Annotated in this window: 19 protein-coding genes; 6 read left to right on the plus strand and 13 right to left on the minus strand. The window is 60.5% G+C overall.

The window, feature by feature from the left end:
- Positions 1-19: 19 nt before the first annotated feature.
- From hflX to ACVWXD_RS22055, 7 genes are all read right to left on the minus strand, one after another.
- Positions 20-1,321: a ribosome rescue GTPase HflX gene (gene hflX / locus ACVWXD_RS22025; RefSeq protein ID WP_032890483.1), complete on the minus strand. Its 1,302-nt coding sequence runs from the start codon at positions 1,319-1,321 to the stop codon at positions 20-22.
- A 12-nt stretch (positions 1,322-1,333) separates the two neighbouring features.
- Positions 1,334-1,594: an RNA chaperone Hfq gene (gene hfq / locus ACVWXD_RS22030; protein ID WP_003188059.1), complete on the minus strand. Its 261-nt coding sequence runs from the start codon at positions 1,592-1,594 to the stop codon at positions 1,334-1,336.
- A gap of 94 nt (positions 1,595-1,688) precedes the next feature.
- Positions 1,689-2,660, minus strand: coding sequence for a tRNA (adenosine(37)-N6)-dimethylallyltransferase MiaA (gene miaA / locus ACVWXD_RS22035; RefSeq protein WP_122756659.1), 972 nt, complete (start codon positions 2,658-2,660; stop codon positions 1,689-1,691).
- Positions 2,660-4,573 (minus strand): DNA mismatch repair endonuclease MutL, encoded by a 1,914-nt coding sequence (mutL, locus tag ACVWXD_RS22040; RefSeq protein ID WP_032890480.1) that lies wholly within the window; start codon positions 4,571-4,573, stop codon positions 2,660-2,662. Before mutL ends, miaA begins: the two co-directional genes overlap by 1 nt.
- Positions 4,573-5,994 carry an N-acetylmuramoyl-L-alanine amidase gene (locus tag ACVWXD_RS22045; protein ID WP_032890478.1) on the minus strand — a complete coding sequence of 474 codons (1,422 nt, stop codon included), beginning with the start codon at positions 5,992-5,994 and terminating at the stop codon, positions 4,573-4,575. The genes mutL and ACVWXD_RS22045 overlap by 1 nt, the downstream gene beginning before the upstream one ends.
- 15 nt (positions 5,995-6,009) lie before the next feature.
- A complete protein-coding gene (gene tsaE / locus ACVWXD_RS22050; RefSeq protein WP_032890476.1) occupies positions 6,010-6,480 on the minus strand; it encodes a tRNA (adenosine(37)-N6)-threonylcarbamoyltransferase complex ATPase subunit type 1 TsaE in 471 nt (156 codons plus the stop codon).
- Complete coding sequence (locus ACVWXD_RS22055) at positions 6,468-7,328, minus strand: NAD(P)H-hydrate dehydratase (protein WP_179179595.1); 861 nt, start codon at positions 7,326-7,328, stop codon at positions 6,468-6,470. Before ACVWXD_RS22055 ends, tsaE begins: the two co-directional genes overlap by 13 nt.
- A 63-nt stretch (positions 7,329-7,391) precedes the next feature.
- Between ACVWXD_RS22055 and queG the strand changes: the two genes are divergently transcribed.
- A complete protein-coding gene (gene queG / locus ACVWXD_RS22060; RefSeq protein WP_457371319.1) occupies positions 7,392-8,456 on the plus strand; it encodes a tRNA epoxyqueuosine(34) reductase QueG in 1,065 nt (354 codons plus the stop codon).
- On the opposite strand, the gene ACVWXD_RS22065 is transcribed toward queG, so the two are convergent.
- Positions 8,453-9,070, minus strand: coding sequence for a trimeric intracellular cation channel family protein (locus tag ACVWXD_RS22065; protein WP_172681530.1), 618 nt, complete (start codon positions 9,068-9,070; stop codon positions 8,453-8,455). The two genes, queG and ACVWXD_RS22065, sit on opposite strands and share 4 nt — an antisense overlap.
- 181 nt (positions 9,071-9,251) lie before the next feature.
- Positions 9,252-9,794, minus strand: a complete 543-nt coding sequence (orn, locus tag ACVWXD_RS22070; protein WP_024073074.1) for an oligoribonuclease — start codon at positions 9,792-9,794, stop codon at positions 9,252-9,254.
- Between the two features lie 108 nt (positions 9,795-9,902).
- Between orn and rsgA the strand changes: the two genes are divergently transcribed.
- Complete coding sequence (gene rsgA / locus ACVWXD_RS22075; RefSeq protein WP_095186071.1) at positions 9,903-10,934, plus strand: small ribosomal subunit biogenesis GTPase RsgA; 1,032 nt, start codon at positions 9,903-9,905, stop codon at positions 10,932-10,934.
- 77 nt (positions 10,935-11,011) lie between these two features.
- Here the strand turns inward: rsgA and motB are convergent, their stop codons facing one another.
- Together motB and motA are read right to left on the minus strand one after the other, a co-directional pair.
- On the minus strand, positions 11,012-12,028 hold the full coding sequence (gene motB, locus ACVWXD_RS22080; protein ID WP_181644096.1) for a flagellar motor protein MotB: 1,017 nt from the start codon (positions 12,026-12,028) through the stop codon (positions 11,012-11,014).
- Positions 12,029-12,031: 3 nt separating this feature from the next.
- Entirely contained in the window at positions 12,032-12,883 is an 852-nt protein-coding gene (motA, locus tag ACVWXD_RS22085) for a flagellar motor stator protein MotA (RefSeq protein WP_032890464.1), read from the minus strand.
- A gap of 167 nt (positions 12,884-13,050) precedes the next feature.
- Between motA and ACVWXD_RS22090 the strand changes: the two genes are divergently transcribed.
- The 3 genes from ACVWXD_RS22090 to asd are packed head-to-tail and all read left to right on the plus strand — an operon-like array spanning position 13,051 to position 16,335.
- Positions 13,051-14,586: an HDOD domain-containing protein gene (locus tag ACVWXD_RS22090; protein ID WP_032890462.1), complete on the plus strand. Its 1,536-nt coding sequence runs from the start codon at positions 13,051-13,053 to the stop codon at positions 14,584-14,586.
- A 57-nt stretch (positions 14,587-14,643) separates the two neighbouring features.
- The gene (locus ACVWXD_RS22095) at positions 14,644-15,459 is read left to right on the plus strand and encodes a rhodanese-like domain-containing protein (RefSeq protein WP_401384462.1); all 816 of its coding nucleotides are present in this window, start codon (positions 14,644-14,646) and stop codon (positions 15,457-15,459) included.
- Positions 15,460-15,474: 15 nt separating this feature from the next.
- Positions 15,475-16,335 (plus strand): archaetidylserine decarboxylase, encoded by an 861-nt coding sequence (gene asd, locus ACVWXD_RS22100; protein WP_095186073.1) that lies wholly within the window; start codon positions 15,475-15,477, stop codon positions 16,333-16,335.
- A 110-nt stretch (positions 16,336-16,445) separates the two neighbouring features.
- Here the strand turns inward: asd and serB are convergent, their stop codons facing one another.
- Positions 16,446-17,660 carry a phosphoserine phosphatase SerB gene (gene serB / locus ACVWXD_RS22105; protein ID WP_032890457.1) on the minus strand — a complete coding sequence of 405 codons (1,215 nt, stop codon included), beginning with the start codon at positions 17,658-17,660 and terminating at the stop codon, positions 16,446-16,448.
- Positions 17,661-17,793: 133 nt separating this feature from the next.
- Here serB and ACVWXD_RS22110 point away from each other — a divergent pair, with 133 nt between their 5' ends.
- Positions 17,794-19,326: an AhpA/YtjB family protein gene (locus ACVWXD_RS22110; RefSeq protein ID WP_032890455.1), complete on the plus strand. Its 1,533-nt coding sequence runs from the start codon at positions 17,794-17,796 to the stop codon at positions 19,324-19,326.
- A gap of 190 nt (positions 19,327-19,516) precedes the next feature.
- Here the strand turns inward: ACVWXD_RS22110 and ACVWXD_RS22115 are convergent, their stop codons facing one another.
- Complete coding sequence (locus ACVWXD_RS22115) at positions 19,517-20,227, minus strand: PqiC family protein (RefSeq protein ID WP_032890454.1); 711 nt, start codon at positions 20,225-20,227, stop codon at positions 19,517-19,519.
- Positions 20,228-20,386: the final 159 nt, after the last annotated feature.

Raw genomic sequence — 20,386 nt, forward strand, 5'->3', positions numbered from 1 at the left:
CAACCGCTTTCGGAGGCTTTTATTGCAAAGTGTGTTGTTCGATGAACTCTGTCGGGACTACACCTTCACGGCTGACCAGCCGATTGAGCTCCGAGCGCGGCAACCGAACGGCCAGCAAGCTGACACCTTCTTCGTCGTGTTCTTCTTTCTGTACCGCGCCCAGCTCGAAAAACTGTGCACGCAGTCGAGCAAAACGCTGAGGCAAGCGCAAGGTGCCGACAAACAAATCGCTGCCGAGCAATTCGGCAATGGCCTGTTCAAGCAGCTCCAAACCACTGCCATCACGCGCCGACAGCCATACCCGTTGGGGCCTGCCGTTCTCGTCGCGCTGGATTTGTGGCTCAACGCCTTCAAGCAAATCGAGTTTGTTATACACCTCAAGGATCGGCAAGTCCTGGGCACCAATCTCGCCCAGCACCACCATCACCTGCTCAATCTGCAACATGCGATCCGGTTCGGCCGCATCGATCACGTGCAACAGTAGGTCGGAATTGCTCGACTCTTCGAGCGTAGACCGAAATGCCTCGACCAGCTTGTGGGGCAAGTGACGAATGAAACCCACCGTGTCAGCCAGGACGATCGGGCCGAGGTCGTCAATGTCCAAACGGCGCAAGGTCGGATCGAGGGTGGCGAAGAGTTGGTCGGCTGCGTAAACGTCGGATTTGGTCACGTTGTTGAACAACGTGGACTTGCCTGCGTTGGTATAGCCCACCAGGGACACAGTAGGGATATCCGCTCGGGAACGCCCGCGTCGCGATTGCTCGCGCTGGCTGCGCACTTTTTCCAGGCGCCCCTTGATCTGACGCAGGCGAACCCGTAACAGGCGTCGGTCGGTTTCGAGCTGGGTTTCACCCGGGCCGCGCATGCCTATACCACCACCTTGACGCTCAAGGTGAGTCCAGCCGCGAACCAGCCGGGTGCTCATGTGGTCAAGCTGGGCCAGTTCTACCTGGAGCTTGCCCTCATGGGTACGGGCGCGCTGGGCGAAAATATCGAGGATAAGGCCGGTACGGTCGATCACGCGACACTCGAAAACACGTTCGAGGTTACGTTCCTGACTGGGCGTGAGGGTGTGATTGAAGATCACCAGATCGGCTTCTTCGGCGTGGACCAGGTCGCGCAATTCCTCGACCTTGCCGCTGCCAATCAGAAATTTGGCGGTTGGCCGATGACGCGGCACGTTAAAAAACGCAACGGTCTCGGCGCCGGCCGAATTTGCCAACTCCTGAAACTCCTGCGGATCTTCGCGCGCCTCAGGGTCCTGTCCATCCAAGTGAACGAGGATTACTCGCTCACCACCACCGTGGCGCTCAAAGAACAAAGGAGACTCCTATCAGGCGTTACCTGGCTCAGCGTCACCTTGTTCGTCACCAGCTGCGCTAGGCAGACGGATTGGACGAACTGGAACGACTGTCGAGATAGCGTGCTTGTAAACCATCTGGCTGACGGTGTTTTTCAGCAGGATCACGAACTGGTCGAACGACTCGATCGTGCCTTGAAGCTTGATACCGTTGACCAGATAGATGGAAACCCCAACTTTCTCTTTACGTAAAGTATTCAAGTAAGGGTCTTGTAGCGAATGCCCTTTTGACATGTGCCGCACTCCTTTAAGGATCAATAATAAAAAATCGGAAAATAGATAGCTCAAGGCCGTCACACCCCCAAGGATAGACGGCAATTGCAAGGACTCAGCTCAATATGGAGACCGTTCCCAAGTATTTCAAGGCGCGTGACAGATTGTCGCTGTCCAGGCTGTCCAACCAGTGCAAATCGCTCCAGCTGCGCAGCCAGGTGAACTGGCGTTTCGCCAATTGGCGCGTGGCAATGATTCCGCGCTCCTGCATTTCGGCTGACGTCAGCTTGCCATCCAGATGATCCCAGACTTGGCGATAGCCTACAGCACGTATCGAAGGCAACCCTGGATGCAGGTCACCTCTGGAACGCAGTGCTACGACCTCGTCGATAAACCCCTGTTCCAACATAATTGTGAATCTTTGTGCAATTCGTTCATGCAGCACCTGGCGATTTGCCGGAGCGATGGCCAGATTCGCCACAGTATAGGGCAATTGTGACTGTCCAGATGCGCCTGCGTCAGCACTTTGCGCACTTTGTTTAAGCCGCAGTTCAGTCATGGTCTGGCCGCTGACACGCCAGACTTCCAGGGCGCGACTGAGACGCTGGGGATCGTTAGGGTGAATGCGCGCGGCCGAGACTGGATCAACCGCAGCCAACTGATCGTGCAGGGCCTGCCAACCGAAGCGTGCAGCTTCTTCTTCGAGCTCCGCACGCACTTGAGCGTCGGCCGGCGGCATATCCGCCAGACCTTCCTGCAAGGCTTTGTAATAGAGCATCGTGCCGCCCACCAGCAGCGGAATATTGCCCCGCGCGGTGATCTCGGCCATGGCGACCAAGGCGTCGGTACGAAAGTCAGCGGCCGAATAGCTCTCGGCCGGGTCAATGATGTCGATCAGGCGGTGCGGATGCTGAGCCAATTGGGCTTTAGACGGCTTGGCCGTGCCGATGTCCATGTCCCGGTAAACCAGGGCAGAGTCGACACTAATAAGCTCGCAAGGCAACACCTTGGTCAGCTCAATGGCCAGGTCGGTCTTACCGGCGGCCGTAGGGCCCATCAGGAAGATCGCGGGGGGCAGGGCACTCATCAACGGCCGCGCAAGAACAGTTTGTCCAGATCGTCCAGGCCCATCTGGGTCCAGGTCGGCCGGCCATGGTTGCATTGTCCGCTGCGCTCGGTGTTTTCCATGTCGCGCAACAGGCCGTTCATTTCCGGCAAGGCCAGGCGTCGGTTAGCGCGGATGGCGCCGTGGCACGCCATGGTGCCGAGCAATTCGTTGATGTGTGCCTGGATACGGTCACTGGTGCCGTACTCCATCAGGTCCGCCAGCACGTCGGCCACCAGCCGGTTGGCTTCGGCCTGCTTGAGCAGCGCGGGAATCTGGCGGATCGCCAGGGTTTCCGGGCCCAGGCGTTGCAGTTCAAAGCCCAGTTTCTGGAACACGCTGTGGTGCTCTTCGGCGCAATCGGCTTCACGCTGACTGACGGAAAGAGACTCCGGCACCAGCAGCGGCTGACCGCTGAGGCCTTCGCTGGCCATGGCGATTTTCAGTCGTTCGTACATGATCCGCTCGTGGGCGGCGTGCATGTCCACCAGCACCAGGCCATGAGCGTTTTCCGCGAGGATATAGATGCCTTTGAGCTGCGCCAGCGCATACCCCAGCGGAGGAATATCACCGCCACCCTCCGGCAAGGCAACTGCGCCCGGCTCGGCGCCTGGCAGAGGCGCGAAGAATTCGCGGTAGGCCGCCTGGGCCTCGGCCACTGGCACGGTCGATTGCGGGCGCGGGGTGTATTGGTATTGATAGCCCGCGCCAGCCCCAGAGCCCGGTGCGGTGTAAGCAGGCTGCGACTGCGGCGATTGCAGCAGGTTGGCCGCCAGGCTCATTTCGCCCTGGGGGCCGAACTCACCCGCTTCGGGACCGCTCGGACGCACCACAGCGGTCACTATCGGAGCCGACAGTTGATCGTCCGGGCGCACATCGCCCAGCGCGCGGTGCAAGGTGCCATAGAGGAAGTCATGCACCATGCGCCCATCACGGAAACGTACTTCGTGCTTGGTCGGGTGCACGTTGACGTCGACTACCGAGGGATCGACCTCAAAAAACAGCACAAATGTCGGATGACGCCCGTTGAACAGCACGTCGCGATACGCCTGACGCACCGCGTGGGCCACCAGTTTGTCGCGCACCGCACGGCCATTCACGAAAAAATACTGCAAGTCAGCCTGGCTGCGGGAGAAGGTCGGCAAGCCAACCCAGCCCCACAGACGCAGGCCATTGCGCTCGATCTCGATCGGCAGCGCCTGCTCCAGGAACCCGCCGCCGCAAATCGCAGACACTCGCCGAGCGCGCGCGGCGTCGTCATGAGCCTCGTGCAGGCTGAGGATGGTCTTGCCGTTGTGCCGCAGATGGAAGGCCACGTCGAAGCGGGCCAGGGCCAGGCGCTTGATGACTTCTTGCAGGTGATCGAATTCGGTTTTCTCGGCCTTGAGGAATTTGCGCCGTGCCGGGGTGTTGAAGAACAGGTCGCGCACTTCCACCGAGGTGCCCACCGGGTGTGCGGCCGGCTGGACCCGAGGCGCCATGTCGCGGCCTTCGGTTTCCACTTGCCAGGCCTGCTCGGCATCGCGGGTGCGCGATGTCAGGGTCAGACGCGCCACGGAGCTGATCGAAGCCAAAGCCTCACCGCGAAAGCCCAGGCTCATGACCCGCTCAAGGTCTTCCAGATCGCGGATTTTGCTGGTGGCGTGACGGGCCAGGGCCAGGGGCAGGTCATCGGAAGAGATGCCGCTGCCATCGTCACGTACCCGCAACAACTTGACACCGCCCTGCTCCACATCGACATCGATGCGCTTTGCACCAGAGTCGATGCTGTTTTCCAGCAGCTCCTTGATCACCGATGCAGGGCGCTCAACAACCTCACCCGCTGCAATCTGGTTAGCCAGGCGCGGGCTGAGCAACTCAATGCGCGACCCGCTGTTCAAGGTAGATTCGCTCATTACTGCGCCGCCAATTCTGTGCCTGGGATGGTCAACACCTGACCGACTTTCAACTCATCGGTTTTCAGGTTGTTGGCACTGCGCAATGTCGCGGCCGAGACTTGGAAACGCACCGCAAGCATCGCCAAGGTATCGCCGGGCTGCACGCGATGGTCACGCGGGCCTTGGGCGATCTTGCCGGAGTCACGCAGCCAAGCAACGTAAGTGCCCGGCGGCGGGTTCTGCTGGAAGAACTGGCGCACGCCGGCACTGATGGAACGCGCCAACGCCTGCTGATGGCTGGCGCTGGCCAGCTTGGAGGCTTCGTTGGCGTTGGAGATGAACCCGGTTTCCACCAGAATCGATGGGATGTCCGGAGACTTCAACACCATAAAGCCGGCCTGCTCCACACGCTGCTTGTGCAGCGAAGTCACGCGACCGATGTTGCTCAAGACCTTCTGGCCGACATTCAAGCTGGAAGTCAGCGAAGCGGTCATCGACAGGTCGAGCAGAACGCCAGCGAGCATCTTGTCCTTGTCATCGAGGGACACGTTGCCGGCACCGCCGATCAAGTCGGAACGGTTTTCGCTGTCCGCCAGCCAACGAGCAGTCTCGGACGTGGCCCCGCGATCAGACAACGCAAACACCGAGGCACCGAACGCAGCGGACGACGGCGCAGCATCGGCGTGAATTGACACAAACAGGTCGGCACCTTTCTTACGGGCGATTTCGGTACGGCCGCGCAGCGGAATGAAGTAGTCGCCGGTACGGGTAAGTTCGGCGCGATAGCCTTTCATACCGTTGATCTGACGCTGCAACTCACGGGCGATAGCCAGTACCACGTCTTTTTCATGCTGGCCGCGTGAGCCGGAAGCACCCGGGTCTTCACCACCATGGCCGGCATCGATCACTACGATAATGTCGCGTTTGCCAGCCGGGGCCGGTGGCGGCGGTGGCAACTTGACCTGAGGTTGCGACGGGCTGACAGGCACGGCAGGCACCGTTGCCACGCTCGGGGTCGGCGCAGGCGGCGGTGCGGCATCGGCAGCGTTGTCGAACAAGTCGACCACCAGTCGGTTGCCATATTGGGCATTCGGCGCCAGGGAGAAGCTTTTCGGCGTCACGACTTTTTTCAGATCGATGACAACGCGCAAATCGGTGGGCGTGCGCTGGGCCGAGCGCATGGCGGTGATCGGGGTGTTGGCAGTAGACACTTTGAGCGGCGCGGCCAGGGTCGCACCGTTGATGTCGATCACCAGGCGATCAGGCGCCGTGAGAGTAAAGACGCTGTGCTGGACCGGGCCAGACAGGTCGAACACCAGTCGCGTGTTATCCGGTGCTCGCCACAGGCGAACACTTTTCACCTGTGAAGCAGCCAGAGCATTGACAGTCATTGCCGCAAGCAACACCCCTACGACAGCAACCAACGCGCGAAAGCGCATACCTAACCCCACCAATTATTTGAATTCCAATGCCAAAGCGGCGCACCACGACTCTGCGCGCGCACTCTGGGGCAACAACTTCAGCTGACGTCCTGATTCACGCGGCGTAATGGTAATGGTCAGGTCCGGCTTTGGCAAAAAGCCTGTGCCTTTATCTGGCCACTCGATTAGGCACAGTGCGTCTTCGTCAAAGTAATCACGGATGCCCATGTACTCCAGCTCTTCGGGATCGACCAAACGATAGAGGTCGAAGTGGAAAGCACGCAACGCACCGATCTCATAGGGCTCGACCAAAGTGAACGTTGGGCTTTTCACCGCCCCTGCGTGCCCCAAACCGCGAATGATGCCTCGGGACAACGTCGTCTTGCCCGCCCCCAGGTCACCTTCGAGAAAGATGAGCCCCGCTGCGCCCGTGACCTGTGCAATACGATGACCGAGCGCGACCATGGCGTCTTCATTGGCCAGGAAAAGGATTACTTCAGGCACGGCGATTGCTCCTCCAACAATTGACGAATGGCCGGTATCAGGTCGCTGGCCGCCAAGCCGCGACCCAGGCTGCCCTGGCGGTCCCCCGCCGTAGCGTGCAACCACACAGCCAGGCAGCTCGCTTCATAAGCAGGCATGCCTTGGGCCATTAACGCGCCCACCAGCCCGGCCAGTACATCGCCAAGGCCCGCTGTGGCCATCGCTGGATGCCCCTGATCACAACGGGAAACACGTCCATCGGGGCAGGCAATCAAACTGCCAGCACCCTTGAGGATAGCCACTGCACTGAATTTCTGGCTCAACGCGCGCGCCACCTTAAGGCGATCGGCCTGAACCTCGGCTGTAGAAATGCCCAATAAGCGCGCAGCCTCGCCCGGATGCGGCGTAATCACGCTACCGCTCGGAAGACTCACATTGCCGGTAGCCAGCTGATTCAGCGCGTCTGCGTCCCACACCTGCGGCAGCAGCGCGTTGGCGGCAACCGATAGCAGGCTTTTACCCCAGGACGCCTCACCCAACCCCGGACCAATAACGATTACCGAGATTTTTTCCAGCAAGCCCATAAGCTGGTTCGCCGAACTCACGCCCACGGTCATGACCTCAGGCACGCGGGCCAACGCGGCAGGCACGTGTTCAAGGCGAGTGGCCAGGGACACCATGCCGGCGCCGCTGCGCAAGGCACTTTCCGCGCTCAACAGCGCAGCGCCGCCAAAGCCGCGGTCGCCACCAATGACCAACAAATGGCCGAACTGGCCTTTATGGGCGTCCGGGGAACGCGCAGCCAGTTGCGGCAAATGGCCGGGCAACAAGGACTGAACGTCGGTTATTTCGTGTTTTGTCTGCGGCATGCGTCTTCAAGCTCCGATGTCTGGCAGAATTATACGCATCTAACCTGTGGTTTCCCGTGTCTCATGCCCGCTATTACCTCTGATCTGCCCGCCCTCGCCCAATCGATCAAAGACTGGGGCCGCGAACTGGGCTTTCAACAAGTCGGCATCAGCGGCCTGGACCTGGCCGAGCATGAACAGCACCTGCAACGTTGGCTAGACGCGGGTTACCACGGCGAGATGGACTACATGGGCGCCCATGGCAGCAAGCGCTCCCATCCCGACGAGCTCGTGCCCGGCACGTTGCGCGTGGTGTCGCTGCGCATGGACTACCTGCCTGGCGACACACAAATGGCGCAACTGCTGGCCCAGCCGGAAAAAGCCTACATCTCGCGCTACGCCCTGGGCCGCGACTACCACAAACTGATCCGTAAGCGCGTACAGCAACTGGCCGACCGCATTCAGGCACAGATCGGCCCATTTGGCTTTCGTGCATTCGTCGACAGCGCCCCCGTACTGGAAAAAGCCATCGCCGAAAAAGCCGGCCTGGGCTGGATCGGTAAAAACACCCTGGTACTCAACCGCAAGGCCGGCAGTTATTTCTTCCTCAGCGAACTGTTCGTCGATTTGCCACTGCCGGTGGATGAGCCCCACAACACCGAACACTGCGGCCGCTGCACCGCCTGCCTGGATATCTGCCCAACCAATGCCTTCGTCGGTCCCTATGTGCTGGACGCCCGGCGCTGCATTTCCTACCTGACCATTGAACTGAAGAACGCGATCCCTGAAGACCTGCGCCCATTGATCGGCAATCGGGTGTTCGGTTGTGATGACTGTCAGATCGTTTGTCCGTGGAATCGTTTCGCTCGATCCACCGCGGAGGGCGATTTCAAGCCACGGCATAACCTGGATAACGCAGAACTGGCCGAACTGTTTATGTGGGATGAGGATAAATTCCTCAGCAGCACCGAAGGTTCACCCCTGCGCCGCGCGGGCTACGAGCGCTGGCTGCGCAACCTCGCGGTGGGCCTGGGCAATGCGCCGTCAAGCATTCCGGTGCTGGAAGCCTTGAAGGCACGCAGGGATTACCCGTCGGAGTTGGTGCGCGAACATGTGGAATGGGCGCTGAACCAACACGCTACGCGCTAGTGCACGTCGTCGTTGTAGACGAACTTGGGCATTTCCCAGTGAAAACGGATCGCCAGCAGGCGCAATAGAAAGCCGCTGAACAGGGTCAGCAGAATTGCTTGCTCGCTGGGCAATTCCAGATACAGACAGAGCAAGTAGAACCAGGCGGCCAGAAATGACACGCTGGCGTACAGCTCACGGCGGAAGATCAGCGGAATGTCGTTGCAGAAGATATCCCGGAGAATGCCGCCGAAGACGCCGGTGATCACCCCGCTGACCGAGGCCACCAGCATGCCGTGGCCCATTTCCAGTGCAGTCATGCAGCCGATCAGCGTGAAGGCCACCAGGCCTACGGCGTCCAGCGCTAGAAACAGCGAGCGCAGGTGACGCATCAGCGGCGCGATAAAGATCGTCACCAGCGCCGCCACCGAGGTCAGCACCAGGTATTCCGGATGCTTGACCCACGTCAGCGGGTAATGCCCCAACAGCACATCGCGCACCGAGCCGCCGCCCAGCGCCGTTACGCAAGCGATCAGCACCACACCAAACCAGTCCATGCCGCGCCGACCAGCCGACAAGGCACCGGTCATGGCTTCGGCGGTGATGGCGATGAGGTAGAGCATCAGCAGCATGATGGCGATCCTTGCAAAGAGGCCGGCAGTCTAATCATTTGCTGATGGCACCAAAAGGGGGCGCTTGGCGATAAAACGAGTTGCCTGCATCGGGGGCAAGCCCCCTCCCACATTTGGACCTGGGAATACATTCAACTGTGGGAGCTGGCTTGTCTGAGATGGCGCCCGGTCAGCCGCCCCCATTTCAAGCTTTGATGAAATGCTTGCGGTAATGCTGCAGCTCGGCGATCGACTCGCGAATATCATCCAGCGCCAGATGGGTGCTGCCTTTATGGAAGCTGTCTTTGACTTCCGGCGCCCAGCGCGCGGCCAGTTCCTTGAGCGTGGACACATCCAGGTTGCGGTAGTGGAAGTAGCTTTCCAGCGCCTTCATGTGGGTATAAAGGAAGCGGCGGTCCTGGCAGATGCTGTTGCCGCAGATCGGCGATTTGCCCTTGGGCACCCACTGTTCCAGAAAGGCAATGGTTTCGGCTTCGGCTTCGGCCATGCTGATTCGGCTGTCGCGTACACGCTGAGTCAGACCGGAGTTGCCATGGGTACGGGTGTTCCACTCGTCCATGGTGGCGAGCACGGCGTCGCTGTGGTGGATGGCGATCACCGGACCTTCGGCCAAGGTGTTGAGGTTGCTGTCGGTGACAATGGTCGCCATCTCGATGATGACGTCGGTGTCAGGGTTCAGACCGGTCATTTCCAGATCGATCCAAATCAGGTTCTGTGGGTTTTGCATGGCTTGATTCTCTTGGCACCTTGGCGTAGCTGCGCAGTTTAGCAGGCGGGGCCGTGCTAGACTCGCGACCGTTTCACCCAACCTTTGCATTATCGACACGGAACACCAATGGCCAAACGCCAGCTCAACCGTCGCCAAAACTGGCGCATCGAAAAGATTCAAGGTGAGCGCGCCGCACGCGCCGCCAAACGTGAATCCTCCGCCGTGGAAGCGCTCGAGGGCGGCGACCTGGGCCCCGAGCAAACGGGCCTGGTGATCGCGCACTTTGGTGTGCAGGTCGAAGTCGAGGCGCTGGAAGGCGAACTCGCAGGCCAAGTATCCCGCTGCCACTTGCGCGCCAACCTGCCTGCACTGGTCACCGGCGACAAGGTGGTGTGGCGCGCCGGCAACCAAGGCATCGGCGTGATCGTCGCCCAACTGCCGCGCACCACCGAACTGCGTCGTCCTGACAGCCGCGGCCAACTCAAGCCGGTAGCGGCCAACGTCGACATGATCGTGATCGTGTTCGCACCGTTGCCCGAGCCCCATGCCAACCTGATCGACCGCTATTTGGTGGCGGCTGAGCATGCTGGTATTCGCCCGCTGTTGCTGCTGAACAAATTCGACCTGATCGACGAGCAGAACGCCCCAGCGCTCAATGCGTTGCTGGCGGTCTACCGCACCTTGGGTTACCCAGTGCTGGAAGTCTCGGCTCACCACGGCAACGGCATGGAACAGCTGCAACAGCAGTTGGACGGACGCATCAGTGTGTTTGTCGGCCAGTCGGGCGTTGGCAAGTCATCGCTGGTCAACAGCCTGCTGCCGGAAGTAGACACCCGTGTAGGCCCGCTGTCGGAACTGTCCGGCCAGGGCACTCATACGACCACCACCGCGCGATTGTTCCACTTCCCCGGCGGCGGTGAACTGATCGACTCCCCGGGCATTCGAGAGTTCGGCCTCGGCCACGTCAGCCGCAGCGATGTGGAAGCCGGCTTTATCGAGTTCAACGACCTGATCGGTACGTGCCGCTTCCGCGACTGCAAACACGACCGCGAGCCGGGCTGTGCGTTGCTCAAGGCCCTGGACGATGGCCGTGTGCAGCAGCAGCGGATGAACAGCTATCGGTCGATTATTGCGAGCTTGCCCGAGAGCAGTTACTAAACCGCCCGCCGCGTTGCGGGTGAGCGGGCTTTTGGTGATGAGCGGGCTTGCCCCGCTCATCACAACCGCAAAAGAACTTACGAGCCCGTCTTAGGCGCCGTAGGATCCTTCATCCCACCATCGTCAAACAGGTTCAGCTTCTGCCGCAGTTCATGGGCCGGCAACGGCTCCTGCCCTGACGGAATGGCATTCGGGTCAACCGGCACTTCGCCCGGCGCGCCCGCACCTGGGGTTGGCACGACAGGTGGCTGATCACCTTCAATCGCACGCTGAGCCTTCTTGGTCAGCACGACGATATCAATGCGCCGGTTAATCGGATTGAACGGATCCTTGGGTTCAAATAGCTGCGAGGAGGCAAAACCCACCACGCGCGCCACTTGCGGGTCGGGGTAGCTGCCTGCCACCAACGCACGACGGGCAGCGTTGGCGCGGTTGGCCGAGAGTTCCCAGTTGCCGAAGTCACCCTGGCCGGCATACGGCTTGGCGTCCGTGTGGCCGCTGATGCTTATCTTGTTCGGCACTGCCTTGATGGTGTCAGCCATGGCCAGCAGGATGTCTTCGAAGTACGGCTTCAGCCGCGCACTGCCGGAATCGAACATCGGCCGGTTGGCGGCATCAGTGATCTGGATGCGCAAGCCTTCCGGAGTGATCTCGAACGAGATCTGATCCTTGAATTTCAGCAACTGCGGATTTTCATCCACCTTGGTCTGCAACTCTTGCAGCAACAGCTCCAGGCGTTCCTGCTCAACCTGTTCAGCCATGCTCTCGACGGTGTCGCGCTCGATCGGGATGTTCTCCTGAGGCGATTCGGTCTTGACCTCTGGATTGATGGTGCGCTCAGGGGCCAACTGCGGCGAGCCGCCCAGGTCGATCACAAAGGGCGTGCCGCTCTCCGAGAAGCCAATCGGGTCTTTGAAGTAACCGGCGATGGCGATCTTCTGTTCGGGAGTGGCGGTCGACATCAGCCACAGCACCAGGAAGAACGCCATCATCGCCGTCGCAAAGTCGGCGAAGGCGATTTTCCAGGCGCCGCCATGGTGCCCCGCAGCGAAGCGCTTGACGCGCTTGATGATTATCGGCTGGTTGTTTTCCATGGCTTAGCGACCGCGAACCGCTTGTTCCAGCTCGGCGAAACTTGGGCGATGCTTCGGGTACAAGACCTTGCGACCGAACTCCACTGCCAACGATGGCGGCATGCCGGACGCGGACGCTACCAGACTGGCCTTGATCGATTCGTACAGGTTGATTTCTTCCTTGGCATCATGAGCCAGGGAGGTGGCCAGCGGGCCGAAGAAACCGTAAGCGGCGAGAATACCGAAGAAGGTACCCACCAGCGCCGCACCTACGTGCATACCGATGGCCGCCTGATCGCCCTCGCCCAGGGAGGCCATGGTCACCACGATACCGAGTACCGCCGCGACGATACCAAAGCCGGGCATGCCGTCGGCCACACCGGTCACGGCATGGGAAGGATGCTCCAACTCTTCTTTAAGGCTGAACAATTCCATGTCGAACAGGCCTTCCAGCTCATGGGGAGCCATGTTGCCGGAGGACATGATGCGCAGGTAATCGCAGATATAGGCGGTCATGCGCTCGTCTTTGAGCACGGCCGGGTACTTGGCAAAAATCGGGCTGGCGGAGGCGTCCTCGATGTCGGCCTCAATGGCCATCATGCCTTCGCGGCGGCTCTTGTTGAGGATCTCGTACACCAGGCCCAGCACTTCCAGGTAGAAGGTATGAGTGAAGCGCGAACCGAACATGGCCAGCGATTTCTTGACCACGTGCATAGTCATGTAACCGGGGTTGGCCTGAAGGAAAGCGCCCAGTGCAGCACCGCCAATGATCATCACCTCGAAAGGCTGGATCAGTGCCGCAATTTTACCGTGGGACAGGACGTACCCGCCGAGCACGCTCGCGAAGACGACGATGATGCCGATAATTTTAGCCATAGGAGATGAGTACTTGCGCCGTCGGGTTCATGGACATATTTGGGGGAACTGGAAAACTCTTGTTCCTCTTATCGGCAAAACTGCGCCAGACTATAGCCCGTTAAGGCGAAAAGCCAGTTCGGCCCGCTCCGGGCGTGTTGACCGCAAGTGATGATCGCGCCCCAATCATGGCTAATGAAACGACAGTCCCATCTGTAAGACCTATCTCTCTCGCCGCTTGGATCAAGCGCCTGGACGACGTGCTGCTGCCAGTTCCCCAGGCCAGCCACGACCGTGTGTGCAAAGCCATCCGCGACAGCCGCAGTTCGTTGCGAGATATTGCCGAACTGATGCAAAACAGCCCGGCTTTGGTACTCAGCGTCATGCGCGAGGCCAACAGCCATAACCATGGCAGCCTGGCGGAGCCGGCGGAAAACCTCGAAGTAGCGCTCAATCGCCTGGGCCTCAAGCGCGCCGAGGAACTGCTGGCGCGCCTGCCCTCGGTGCCCGCCCAAGAGATTCCCGTAGCATTGCGTCAACTGTTGCTGGTGAGCCAGCACGCGTCGCAGCAAGCCAACGGTCTGTTCGGCAGTCGTCTGGCGCGGCTTTGGCAAGACATCCACTGGGGTAGCCTGCTGTTTCTGTCGCCGCTGTGGCCGATGGCCGTTGCCTACCCCAAGCTCCTTGAAGAGTGGGAACTGCGTGTCATCCATAAGGGCGAGCCTGCACGCAAAGTCGAGCAGGAGCTGTTCGGCGTGCGCCTGCTGGACCTGTGCCTCGGCCTGACCGAAGCCTGGCACCTACCGATCTGGGTATCCCAGGGCTATAACCTGCTGTTGAACGAGCAACGCTTGCTGGTCAAGGCACTTCATATCGCCCGTGAAGACGACTCGTTGCGCCATCAGCAATTGCTAGACGCCGAACCCAACCTGCGCCGTTGGCTGAACCAGCCGGCCAATACCGTGCTGCTAGCCAACGGCCTGGCGATGTCAGCCCAAGAGTCTTGGACCTGCCCGCACACTCAACGCTGGCAATACCTTACCGCGCTGTATTTGCAGCAACCGCTGGCTGAAGTGCAGCAACAATCTCACCAACAAGCCGTCACCAGCGCCCGCAGCACTCTAATGCCCGACCTCTGGCACCCGGCGCTGTCGCTGATCTGGCCGTGGAATGTGCAGAAGATTCATCGCGGCCTGCTGCCGGCGCCGCCACCGACTGCCGAGGCCCTGGCCGTGTGGCGTAACCGCTGCACCGAACTGCTGTTGGAACCAAGCCGCTTTGCCAACGCCATGCATTTGACCACCTGCGCCAAGGAAGCTCTGGTGGCCAGCGGCATGCAGCGAGTCTTGTTGTTCATGGCCGATCGCGCCCTGAGCACCTTGCGCGTGCACCAGGCCGACGGTCTGCCCAAAGACGCCGCCAACCTGAGCCTGGACGTGGTCAACAGCACGCTGCTACAGCGCCTGCTGGAGAAATCCGCCCAAGTACGCCTCACGCCGGATAACCACGCGCAGTTCTCGGCCTTGCTGCCGCCGATCCTGCGCCGTCTGTTCACAGGCGAACACCTGCTGTTGCGTTCGATGAGCTGCAACGGCCGCGTGGTAATGCTGATGGTCGCCGACCAGGGCGGCGGACCGTTTTCGGAAACCACCGTGCAGGCTTTCGGCAAAACCGCCCAGTGCATAGAGAAAGCCCTGCACAGCTTTACCAACCGCAGCGCCTAATGCTTGCGCTACAATCGCCGTCCTTTATCGCCAACATTTGTGCCCAGGAGACCTCACATGCCTGACTTCTCTGGCTTGCCGCTGGTGATCGAATCCAGCGACCTGCTCGGTCAACTGGATGCCGAACACCTGATTCTGGTGGACCTCACCAGTGCCGTCTGCTACGCCGAAGGGCATATCCCCGGCGCGCATTTCGTTGACCCTAAGCGCACCCAACTGGGCCAGCCGCCGGCTCCCGGCCTGCTGCCCAATAAAGCCGACCTGGAAAAACTCTTCGGCGAATTGGGCCATACGCCCGACGCCACCTACGTGGTGTACGACGACGAAGGCGGCGGCTGGGCCGGGCGCTTTATCTGGCTGCTCGACGTAATCGGCCACCAGAAATACCACTACCTCGACGGCGGCCTGCTGGCCTGGCTGGAGGAGAAATACCCCGTTTCCACCGAAGTGCCCGGCCCCGTCGGCGGCCCCGTCAGGCTCACGCTGCATGACGGCCCCACGGCCACCCGCGAATACCTGCAAAGCCGTCTCGGCGCGGCCGACCTGGGTATCTGGGACGCACGCGGCCCGCTGGAATATTCCGGCGAGAAGGTACTCGCCGCCAAAGGCGGGCACATCCCCGGCGCGGTAAATTTCGAATGGACTGCCGGCATGGACAAGGCACGCAACCTGCGTATCCGCCGCGACATGCCGCAGATCCTCGAAGACCTCGGGCTGACGAAAGATAAAGAAATCATCACCCACTGCCAGACTCACCACCGCTCTGGCTTCACCTACCTGGTGGCCAAGGCGCTCGGTTATCCCCGAGTCAAAGGTTATGCCGGTTCCTGGGGCGAATGGGGCAACCACCCCGACACCCCCGTTGAGATTTAAAGTTTAAGGACAGTTATGAAAAAGCAGTTGTTTATCCTCAGCCAGTACTTGCTGCCGCACCATTTGCTGTCGCGCCTCGCGGGCTGCATTGCCGAGTGCCGCGTGCGTTGGTTCAAGAACGCTTTCACCACCTGGTTCGCTAAACGCTACCAAGTAGACATGTCCCAGGCGTTGGTTGAAGACGTGACCGCCTACGAGCACTTCAACGCCTTCTTCACACGCGCCCTCAAAGATGGCGCGCGCCCGCTGGATCAAACCCCAGGCGCGGTGCTCAGCCCCGCCGATGGCGCGGTCAGCCAGCTTGGTCCGATTGAGCATGGGCGTGTGTTCCAGGCTAAAGGCCACAGCTTTAGCGTGCTGGAGTTGCTGGGTGGCGATGCAGCCTTGTCGGCACCGTTCATGGGCGGGGACTTCGCAACGGTTTATCTGTCGCCGAAGGACTACCACCGTGTGCACATGCCATTGGCTGGCACCCTGCGGGAAATGGTCTATATCCCAGGCCGTATCTTCTCGGTGAACCAGACCACCGCCGAAAATGTGCCGGAGCTGTTTGCGCGTAACGAGCGTGTCGCCTGCATCTTCGACACCGAACGCGGTCCGATGGCCGTCGTGTTGGTGGGTGCGATGATCGTCGCGTCGATTGAAACCGTATGGGCTGGCCTGGTGACCCCACCGAAGCGCGAACTGAAAACCTTCCGCTACGACGAAGCGGCGCGTGCGCCTATTCATCTGGAAAAAGGTGCGGAGCTGGGTCGCTTCAAGTTGGGTTCGACCGCGATTGTGCTGTTTGGGCCGGATCAGGTGAAGTGGGCTGAAGAACTGGTGGCGGGCTCGCCAGTGCAGATGGGCCAAGGTATCGCTTTACCTAAAGCCTGACACCGAACCCAATGTGGGAGGGGGCTTGCTTCCGATAGCGGGGTATCAGTCAACACATCAGTGACTGAACCACTGCCATCGGGGGCAAGCCCCCTCCCACATTTAGTCAGTTACAGCTGACCGTCGCGGTCGCGAAAGCCCAGCAGATACAGCACGCCATCCAACCCCAAGGTCGAAATCGCCTGCTTGGCCGATTGCTTGACCAATGGCTTGGCGCGGAACGCCACACCCAAACCGGCGATCGCCAGCATCGGCAAGTCATTCGCCCCGTCGCCGACCGCAATGGTCTGCTCCAGACGCAAACCTTCCTTGTGTGCCAATTCCTTCAGCAGATCCGCCTTGCGCTGCGCGTCGACAATCGGCTCGACCGCGACGCCGGTCACCTTGCCATCGACCACTTCCAGCTCGTTGGCGAACACATAGTCGATGCCCAGCTTTGCCTGCAATTGCTTGGCAAAGTAGGTGAAGCCGCCGGACAGGATCGCAGTCTTGTAACCCAGACGCTTGAGTTCGGCGAACAGGGTTTCGGCACCTTCCGTCAGGCGTAGCGAGGCGCCGATGGAGTCCAGCACGCTGACATCCAGGCCTTTGAGCAGCGCCAGGCGCTCCTTGAAGCTGGCGCGGAAGTCCAGCTCGCCGGCCATGGCGCGCTCGGTGATCGCGGAAACCTGCTCGCCCACGCCAGCGGCCTTGGCCAGTTCGTCGATGACTTCGGCTTCGATCAGCGTGGAGTCCATGTCGAATACCGCCAGGCGACGATTACGACGGAACAGCGAATCTTCCTGGAACGCGATGTCGACATTCAGCTCCTGGGCCACGCTAAGGAATTCGGCGCGCAGGGCCTGCGGATCGGCCGGCTCGCCGCGAACGGAGAACTCGATGCAGCCCTTGCCCTGATCTGCCGGCGTGTCCAGCGGCATGCGCCCCGACAGACGGTCGATATGGTCGATATTCAAACCATACTGCGCGGTAATGGAGCTGACGCGCTGCAGTTGTTCGGCGGTGACCTTGCGGGTCAGTAACGTGACGATATGGCGTTTCTTCCCTTGGCCAGCCACCCAATGCTGGTAGTCGTCTTCGGAAACAGGGGTGAAACGCACCTGTTGATCCAGCTTATACGCCGTAAACAGGATGTCCTTGAGTACGGACGAGGCCTGTTCGGTGCTGGGGATTTCCACCAGGATGCCGAACGACAGGGTGTCGTGGATCACTGCCTGGCCAATGTCGAGAATGTTCACACCACCCTGGGCCAGAACACCGGTAATGGCGGCGGTAAGACCCGGGCGGTCTTCACCGGTGATGTTAATCAGGACAATTTCGCGCAAGGCGCACCCCCAGGCTGGAAAAAAACCGCATTCTACCCACTTTCAGTGACCATCGGGCACAGCCAGCGCTTTGCCGGTCCTAGGCCTGTCGCTATACTGCGCGTCAACTTCACGGACCGAGAGCCGAGCGCAAGTGAACCGGCCCACGCCAGTAAAAACCGATAACTTCTTCCTGCTGATCTTCCGGGCACTGCGCCACCGCCGTGTACCGATCGCATTACGCATCGCCAGCCATAACGTGATCCTGGTGGCCTTGGCCCTGGTGATCTATGCCTGCGTGATGGGTTTGCAGTTCAAACAGGCCATGCACGAGCAAGCCGACGCCCTGGGCGAGAGCTTGACGACCCAGACCGCCACCTCGGCGACTGAGCTGTTGGTGTCCAACGACATCCTCAGCCTCAACGTGCTGCTCAACAACCTGACCAAAAACCCGCTGGTGGCCCACGCCGCCATCTACAGCGTGGACAACCGGATCATGGCCGAAGCCGGGCAACGCCCGAAAAACGGCCTGCTGGGTGAAGCCGAAGGCCTGTACCAGAGCAACATCACGTTCCAGGATGTGAAGGCCGGCCAACTGCGCATCAGCCTGGACATGCAGCAATTCCAGCAGCCGATGACCATCAGCCTGCAAAGCATGGGCATCCTCAGCGCAATCCTGCTGGCACTGGCCTTGGCCTTAAGCCTGCGGCTGGGTCGGCACATTTCTACGCCATTGATGCAACTGCGCATCTGGTTACGGGATATCGACGAACACACGCCAGCCACCGACCGCCAGGACGAAATCGGCGACCTCGCCCGCCAACTCCACGCCAGCTTCGCCCCGGAGCCAGTGGTTCGTGAAGTGGAGCCGGAACCTGAGTTCGACGACACCGATTACGACGACGAGCCCGAGTTTGAAGTGCGCGACCTGCGTGATCCTGGCTTCGACGAAAGCACCCCGGTGGCAGGCCTCAAGCCTGCAACACGCAAGGTCATCCAGGCTGAAGAAGACGAGCTGGACGATGAAGACCCGTTCGCCGACCTGCGCGACACCTCGGCCAACAGCCCGGCCGTCGCGCCGAAACCGGTACCTGCGAGGAACACCGAGCCCCAGCACAGCGCCGTATTGGCCGTGCAACTGGGTGCCCAGGACCAACTGCGCCGCCTGCCCCGCGCACGCCTGACGGAACTGCTGGAACGCTATCGCGACTGCCTCGACCAAGCGGCCTCGCTGTACCAGAGCGAACTGCACACCCTGAACGATGGCAGCACGCTGATGCTGTTCCACAGCGAAGACAGCGGCGAAGACTACCTGACCAACGCCATCTGCTGCGGCGAACTGCTGCGCGCCCTGGGCCATGCCCTGCAGATCGAAGTGGCGGACAGCGGCATCACCCTGCAACTGCAACTTGGCTTGACGGTAGGTGACGACCTGTTCGGCATGAGCCAGATCGATCTGCTGCTGACCGAAATCGCCCAAGACGCCCTGGCCCTGTCGCAACACAGCCGCAACCTGCTGCTGGTGGAGCGCAAGATCAGTGAAGACACGCTGATCCGCCAACGCGCTCGCATCCGACCGATTGCCAGCCCTGAAGGCGCAAGCTGTGTGGAGCGGTTGATGGAGCCGTATCCCTCGATGCTTGAACGCCAGTTGGCGCGGATGCATGAGACTCGCTCCAAGCCCTGAAGAACACCGCCAAACCAATTGGGAGGGGGCTTACCCCCGACTGCGGAGCATCAGTTAGCACATCATTAACTGAACCAACGCTACCAGGGACAAGCCCCCCTTCCACACTTGATCTGCGCCGTGACTTATATCTCCACAAACAAAAAGGCCCGCTAAGTCAGCGGGCCTTTTTTGTTGAAGCTGTTTCAGATCAGAACCTGAACACTTCCATATCCGTACGAATGGGCGTAGCCATCGGCATCTTCGGCTTCTGCGGCTCTGCTGGCTTGGCCTGTACCGCCGGAGCTTGCTTGCGCGGCGCCTCGGCAATCGGCGGCTGGTTAGCCAGTGGTTTGAGGGCCACCGACAACTGCTGTGCCAAGTGCTGCAACAGCACGCCCTGGGCCTGGACCTGGGATGCCGTGGAACCGGTGTGTTCTTCCTGCAGGTGCACGATACGGTTATCGCGCACCTGGCCACGACGGTCGATCAAGCGCCACTGTGCATCCAGGATTGCCGGTTGCGACACACCCGAGTCGAGGCGCGTAATGGTCAGTAGCACCTGCACATCCGGGCTGAAACCCGTCGGTGCGGGTGCCAGTACCACGCGCTGGCTATCGAGATGGCCCGCGACTTGGCGCAATACCAACTGGTTGATATCCGAAGACAGGCTACCCGCCCAACGACCATCGGTGGAACCTTGCAGGCTACCGTCATTCTGACGCTGCAGCAGGGTTTCGCGTTGCAGGTAGTCGGCAACGACCACCGGGCCCAGCAGAACTGCCATACCGGCACTTTGTGCAGGTTGCGCCGGACTTCCGCTGTCCAGCTGGTACAGCGACACCGGTTGGTGTGTGCTGCAACCCGCCAACCCCAAAAGGCCAGCGAGCATCAAAAATAAAGGAAGGCGTGGAGCAGTCATCATCCCATCCAGGTGGCTGCCACAAGGCGAACCACAATGTAATACTAAAAATAACCTAAACACGCTCGGCCACGCCGGCGCTGGAAAGGCCATATCATCCGTGAATATGCGCCATGACTCCAGCGCCAAAGAGTCGATCTACGCTTTAAATCGTAGATC

It is taken from the genome of Pseudomonas sp. TE3911, assembly GCF_054062775.1.

Excerpts from the sequence above, each read along its gene's own strand:
- hfq (WP_003188059.1), bottom strand. The coding sequence starts at position 1,594 with ATGTCAAAAGGGCATTCGCTACAAGACCCTTACTTGAATACTTTACGT.
- miaA (WP_122756659.1), bottom strand. The coding sequence starts at position 2,660 with ATGAGTGCCCTGCCCCCCGCGATCTTCCTGATGGGCCCTACGGCCGCC.
- mutL (WP_032890480.1), bottom strand. The coding sequence starts at position 4,573 with ATGAGCGAATCTACCTTGAACAGCGGGTCGCGCATTGAGTTGCTCAGC.
- ACVWXD_RS22045 (WP_032890478.1), bottom strand. The coding sequence starts at position 5,994 with ATGCGCTTTCGCGCGTTGGTTGCTGTCGTAGGGGTGTTGCTTGCGGCA.
- ACVWXD_RS22055 (WP_179179595.1), bottom strand. The coding sequence starts at position 7,328 with ATGCCGCAGACAAAACACGAAATAACCGACGTTCAGTCCTTGTTGCCC.
- queG (WP_457371319.1), top strand. The coding sequence starts at position 7,392 with ATGCCCGCTATTACCTCTGATCTGCCCGCCCTCGCCCAATCGATCAAA.
- orn (WP_024073074.1), bottom strand. The coding sequence starts at position 9,794 with ATGCAAAACCCACAGAACCTGATTTGGATCGATCTGGAAATGACCGGT.
- rsgA (WP_095186071.1), top strand. The coding sequence starts at position 9,903 with ATGGCCAAACGCCAGCTCAACCGTCGCCAAAACTGGCGCATCGAAAAG.
- motB (WP_181644096.1), bottom strand. The coding sequence starts at position 12,028 with ATGGAAAACAACCAGCCGATAATCATCAAGCGCGTCAAGCGCTTCGCT.
- motA (WP_032890464.1), bottom strand. The coding sequence starts at position 12,883 with ATGGCTAAAATTATCGGCATCATCGTCGTCTTCGCGAGCGTGCTCGGC.
- ACVWXD_RS22090 (WP_032890462.1), top strand. The coding sequence starts at position 13,051 with ATGGCTAATGAAACGACAGTCCCATCTGTAAGACCTATCTCTCTCGCC.
- ACVWXD_RS22095 (WP_401384462.1), top strand. The coding sequence starts at position 14,644 with ATGCCTGACTTCTCTGGCTTGCCGCTGGTGATCGAATCCAGCGACCTG.
- asd (WP_095186073.1), top strand. The coding sequence starts at position 15,475 with ATGAAAAAGCAGTTGTTTATCCTCAGCCAGTACTTGCTGCCGCACCAT.
- ACVWXD_RS22115 (WP_032890454.1), bottom strand. The coding sequence starts at position 20,227 with ATGACTGCTCCACGCCTTCCTTTATTTTTGATGCTCGCTGGCCTTTTG.